The following is a 5,691-nucleotide window of genomic DNA, read 5'->3' as shown; positions in this document are numbered from 1 at the left end:
GTTATGTGGCGTGACGAGAATGTGTAACTGGCGCAAAACCTGTAGGAGTGGGCTTGCCCGCGAAAGCGGTGTTTCAGGCGACAGAGATGCAGCGAATGTACTGGCCCTTTCGCCAGCAGGCCGGCGCCTACAGGTTATGCGGGGTTCCGTGGATGTTTGATCGATGCAGCGCCGGCACTTCGCTGCTCAATAAATGCTCAACAACAATAACGTAGTCCCCGATTTGTCCTCTTTATGATCTTTAGTTCCTACGCTTTTCTTCTCGGCTTCTTCCCGGCGGTCTATCTGCTGTTCGTGGTTCTGCGCGTCTGGCGTCTGGAGCGGGCAGCGCTGGCAATGATCGTCGTCGGTTCTCTGGTGTTCTATGGCATGTGGAGCTGGCGATACCTGGGGCTCTTGCTGATCCTGATCGTCGTCAACTTCGTGCTGGGCAAGCTTCAAGTCCGACAGCGGGGCAGGCCACAGGCGAAGTTCTGGCTGACGGTCGCAGTGGCGTTCAACCTGTGCGTGCTCGGCTACTTCAAATACGCCGGGTTCTTCTTCGGCTTTCTACCGTCCGCCGCCAGTTGGCACATCATCCTGCCGCTGGGGATTTCGTTCTTCACGTTCCAGAAAATCGCCTGGCATGTGGACCTGTATCAAGGGCGTCTTAAAGACACCGGCAGCGTCCTGCAATACAGCTTTTTCGTGTGCTTCTTCCCGCAGTTGATCGCCGGGCCCATCGTTCATGCGCGCTGGCTGTTTCCGCAGATCGCCCGAGGCTGGCTGAGTCGCCCGCTGCCTTGGCAACTGGGGCTGACGTTGCTGACACTGGGCCTGGTCAAAAAAGTCCTGTTGGCCGACCCCTTGGCTCCCGGCGTTGCGACGCTGTTCAATACCGCGCAAACCGGCGGAATCCTGAGCGCGCCGCAAGTGGTGCTGGCCGGACTGAGCTACGGCTTGCAGTTGTATTTCGACTTCTCCGGTTACGCCGACATGGCCATTGGGCTGGGGTTGATGTTCGGCATCAAGCTGCCCGCCAACTTCCGCTCTCCTTATAAGAGCGCGTCCATCGTCGAGTTCTGGCGGCGCTGGCACATTACGCTGTCGAGCTTCCTGCGCGATTACCTTTACATCCCCCTCGGCGGCAACCGCAAAGGGCGATTGCGCGCCAACGGCAACCTGCTGATCACCATGCTTCTGGGCGGTCTGTGGCACGGCGCGGGGTGGCAATTCATTCTTTGGGGCGGCATTCACGGAACGCTGCTGGTGATCAACCACTACTGGCGTCACCTCAGCAACTGGCGGCTGCCGCGTCCACTGGCCGTGGCGCTGACGCTGCTGGTGGTGATGCTGGCGTGGATTCCGTTCCGCGCCGATTCGCTCACCACCAGCCTGCACATGTTCGAACGCCTGACCGACTGGCGCTGGGAAGGCACGTTCGATGTCGCCACGCTGCTGACCGAACTGGCCGCGATGCACATCGACAAGAGTTTGCCGGTGGTCTGTGCTGCCTTGCTCGCCTTGGCGTTGGTCGCACCGACCAGCCGCCGTCTGAGCCTGATGCTTGGGCCGTTGGGGCGTGGCGCGTTTGTCGCGGTCGGGCTGTTTCTGGTGCTCAAGGCGTTGGCGGGCGCACCGGATCGCGCCTTCCTGTATTTCAATTTCTGAGGCCGACGATGAAACGATTGGGAGTCGTGAGCCGTTTTCTGTTGGGCCTGTTGCTGGGGCTCGGGCTGGTCGTCGTCCTCTGGTTGCTGCTACTGGCCGGGCAGGCCAATCGCCCGGTGCCGACCACGCAATGGGTCGATCAGGCGTTCGCCTACAAGCTGTCGATTGCGAAGGGCATTGACCGGCCGAAATTGGTGGTCGTCGCGGGGTCGGCGGCGATGTTCGGGATTGACTCGGGGGTGCTGGAGCGCACGCTCGGCAGGCCCGTGGTCAACCTGGGGGTCAACGCGGGGGTGCTGTCGCCTTACATCCAGCACTACGCGCGGCAGGCCATCAAACCGGGAGACTGGGTGCTGTTGCCGGTCGAGTACCCGATGTACAACGGGCGTTATTCGATCAACTACCCATTCCTCGATTACTGGTGGGAGAACCCTGGTTTCCGCCACGTGGACGTCAATACCGCGCAGTTGGCGCAGGTGCTGTGGCTGACGCCGCTGACCCGGGTGTTGAGCGGGTATCGAGGCTTGCCCGCAGGCTTTGCGGTGAGCGGGCTGTACGGGCCGCAGAACCTCGATCGACGCGGCGATCAGGTCCGCAGCGAGGCCAGTCAACAACAGGTGTGGATGCGCGGGCTGGTCGAGCACTCTGAAGTGGAGCATTACGGCGCAGACGCTCATCGCTGGAACGCCAATTGGGCGAGCTGGAAGGCCTTGGCCGATGAAGTGACAGCGGCGGGAGGCTGCGCGATCTTCATGCCGCCGCCGATGCTGGATCGTCCGGCTTATCACCAAGGACGTGAATTGCGTTATTACCAATCGCTGCCGGACCAAGCACGCGCTCAAGGATTGAACTATGTGGGTTCGCCATTGGAAACGATGTATCCCATAGAGCGCTTCTTCGATACTAACTATCACCTGAATGCTGAATCCCGTCAGTTATATATGCAGCAGGTGGTCAAATGGGTGGCGCCTGAATTTGCCAAGTGTGCAGCGTCTCGATAACGCATCTCTGCAATAAGAAGCGCCTGTTCATTCTTTTGTATTAATAGGCGTGGCACGATAAGGGTGTCGACGCTTAAAGGGGCTTAATGCTGCTGTCAGCCATGCGACGCCCACTCCCCCGGTGGGGCACTCAGTCGAGTGGATGAATCGATTCTTCTCTACAGCCCTTTATTTTCGCCGGGTGTAGCCTTTTTTGACGCGCATTTTCTGAGCCTTTTCTGGCGTTATCATCTTTGACGTCATTTTAAGAACGTAAAATTAGTTGCCAAACTAACGACATTTTTTGACGCGTCTTGCGTTGTTATTTGTTGGCGTGGGACTGTTTCGCTATAGAAACTTATCACCGTTAATCCCTTGGTCTTTTGTAATGGAGAGGCCTAAGGTAGTGCTGTGTCCGATCTTGAAACACCTTGCGCGTGCTCACTAAGCACGATGTTTATTTGTCGATAAAAAGAACGGATTAGTCGTTTCCTTATTGGAGCAGCACATGACAACTCAAACAGATGTAGCGCAACTCTATACTGCCTTTTTCGACCGCGCGCCTGATGCCGATGGCCTGGCGTATTGGGTCAACCAATTGCAGAACGGGTCGATCAGCCTCGTTCAACTGGCCAAGAACTGGGTCGACGAGCAGCCCGAAGGCCAGGCCAAATACCCGAACGGCACCACCGACGCCGCGTTCATCTCGGCCATCTATAACAACGTGCTGGGCCGCTCGGCGGACCCGGATGGCGCGACGTACTGGCAGAACCAGCTGGCCTCCGGCGCTGTGAGCCGTGACGTTTTCATTCAGGCCATCATCAGCGGCGCCCACGCCAACACCTCGGCCCAAGGGCTGCTGGACGCCAAGCTGCTGGACAACAACGCGGCGGCAGGGATTGCCTTCGCTGAGCACGGCGTCAACAACACCGCGCTGGCGGCGAAGATTCTGACCACGGTGACCTCCAGCGACGACAGCCTGAGCAGCACGCTGTCGTTGATCAAACTGATCCCGGCGACCCTCACGCCTGCATTGGTCACCAGCTTCAGCAATACCTTGGATAAAGTGGCGGCGCTGATCGCCAACCAGCCGGGCGAGCAGGGCGATCTGGCGACCTACCTGAGCACGCTGAGCACCAGCGTCACGTCGTCCACCAACCTCGACACGCTGCTGAGCAAAATCAGCACGGTGGCGACGTCTGCACTGACCGACACCCATGCGCTGGACAACCCCGCCACGCTGGCCCATGACGATGCGGCTGCGGCGACGCCGGGTTCGGGCGGTGGCGGCGGGGGCCCGGTCGATCCACCTGACCCTGTGACCACGCTGACCGCGACCAACACCGATGGCGTGCTGAAAATCGCGGGGAACAGCACCGCCGATGTGCGTGTGGACATGACCGCGCATAAGGTCACCTCCGGGGACAGCACCGTGGCGGTAGTCGGCGACGCGACCTTCACCGGCGTCGATGCCAATGGCTACAACGGCTCGGTGACGGCGGTGGGCACGGTCAAGGAAATCGTGGCCAACAACCCCGTCTACCTCAATGTCGACCGTCTGGAAGTGGTCGACAAGGCCTGGACCATTCTGACCTGGGCCAAGTATTACCTGCTCGACGTCGACAAGATCAGCGTGCTGGACAACGCCGCAGGGACGCTCTCGGTGGACTGGTACAACGAGTTGGTGTCGCTGACCGGCAATCACGACTGGAGCTACGACATTCGCGATTCGGTGAGCGAAATCAACGAGGCCGCAGGGACGGGCGCGCTGCTGAACACGAATAAAGTCGTGGTCGCCGACACCCTGGCGAACCTGCAGACCCCCGAGGGTGCCACCGCGATAGCCGGTCACCCCGACTACATCGTGCGCGACACCCATGCCCATATCGTCGGGGCGACCGGTGACGATGCGACGTTCCTGAGCAACGCGGTCGGCAGCATCGTTCACGACTCGGTGGCGGGCGTCCAGGCAGCGTTGGCGGATAACACGATTGGCAACAACGAGTACGAAGTCCAGGACACCGCAGCGAATCTGCTGGCGATCAACACCTCGGACCCGCTGTTCCTCAAACACCCGTCGTCAGTGACCGTGACGGACAACGACGCGGGCAGCCTGACCATTGAGCAGCGGGATGCGTTGGGTAAAGTCACGGACGATGATTTCTGGGCCTATAGCATCTCGGACAGTGGCGCAAATATCGTGGCCAATGCGCAGAGCGACCATTACGACTATCTGCAACATGCGCAAGACGTCACCGTGACGGATTCGGTAACGCTGGCGCAGGTAGGCGCCGTTGCTGCGGTGCAGGTACTCGACACCTCGAATTGGCATTTCTCCATCGTCGATAGCGTGGCCAATACCGCCAACTACGTCTCCGTGGGCATCGGCGACCTGGCACTGACCGCGACCGCATCGGAAGCCGGTGACACGCTGGACGGTAATATCAGTACCGGCGCGGTGACGCTGTCTTTTGCCGGATTGAGCAGTGCCGGGAGCTTCAGCTTTGCCGACACGGGTTTCACCAGCACGGAGCCGGTGGATGTGTTCAATAACTTTGCCGGCGCGACTGACAAGATCGACCTCAAGGCGTTTGGCCTGACGGGCGAAGACACGTTGTCGCTCGATCCAACCGGTAACCACACCGTCACCGATGGGCACTTCGCGCTGATTAAAGGCGTGGCGCTGATAGAGGGCGTCTACACCGCCTCCACCGGCCCGGACGCCGGGACGCTGGTGGTCTGGGATGCCGACACCTCAGGTGGGATCAAGCAGGTGGGCGTGTTCGTCGCGGATGCCAATGTGGATGCCACGCACCTGGTACTCGCCGCCGCACCAGCCTGACGACAACGGAGAAACCCCTGCCCACGCGGTGTGCCAATTGCACTGTGTGGGCAGGGTTTTGCCATTGCTGCGCAATGGATCGTAGGCAAGCCAACTCCCACAGCCTTCGGCCAGAATCAAAACTGCAAACCACCGCAAATCTGCTTCTGCCGTAGGCGTGGGAGTTGGCTTGCCTACGATCTGGCGCGAAGCGGCAGTAAACCCTGAAAACTCTATTCA

Annotated in this window: 3 protein-coding genes; all 3 read left to right on the top strand. The window is 59.9% G+C overall.

The window, feature by feature from the left end; all coding sequences use genetic code 11:
- Positions 1 to 234: 234 nt before the first annotated feature.
- The 3 genes from GVN17_RS29390 (at position 235) to GVN17_RS29380 (ending at position 5,472) form a co-directional block, all read left to right on the top strand.
- The gene (locus GVN17_RS29390; protein ID WP_166598778.1) at positions 235 to 1,650 is read left to right on the top strand and encodes an MBOAT family protein; all 1,416 of its coding nucleotides are present in this window, start codon (positions 235 to 237) and stop codon (positions 1,648 to 1,650) included.
- A 26-nt stretch (positions 1,651 to 1,676) separates the two neighbouring features.
- Positions 1,677 to 2,651 (top strand): hypothetical protein, encoded by a 975-nt coding sequence (locus tag GVN17_RS29385; protein WP_371928647.1) that lies wholly within the window; start codon positions 1,677 to 1,679, stop codon positions 2,649 to 2,651.
- Between the two features lie 487 nt (positions 2,652 to 3,138).
- On the top strand, positions 3,139 to 5,472 hold the full coding sequence (locus GVN17_RS29380) for a DUF4214 domain-containing protein (RefSeq protein ID WP_166598776.1): 2,334 nt from the start codon (positions 3,139 to 3,141) through the stop codon (positions 5,470 to 5,472).
- Positions 5,473 to 5,691 lie beyond the last annotated feature (219 nt).

It is taken from the genome of Pseudomonas sp. SLFW (assembly GCF_009905615.1).
GTDB classification, from domain to species: domain Bacteria; phylum Pseudomonadota; class Gammaproteobacteria; order Pseudomonadales; family Pseudomonadaceae; genus Aquipseudomonas; species Aquipseudomonas bambusae.
The sequence above is the reverse complement of the archived record's forward strand: the minus strand, read 5'-3'. Positions and strand labels throughout refer to the sequence as shown.

What these genes read in the sequence shown, in the direction of transcription:
- GVN17_RS29390 (WP_166598778.1), top strand. Translation starts at nt 235, where the DNA reads ATGATCTTTAGTTCCTACGCTTTTCTTCTCGGCTTCTTCCCGGCGGTC.
- GVN17_RS29380 (WP_166598776.1), top strand. Translation starts at nt 3,139, where the DNA reads ATGACAACTCAAACAGATGTAGCGCAACTCTATACTGCCTTTTTCGAC.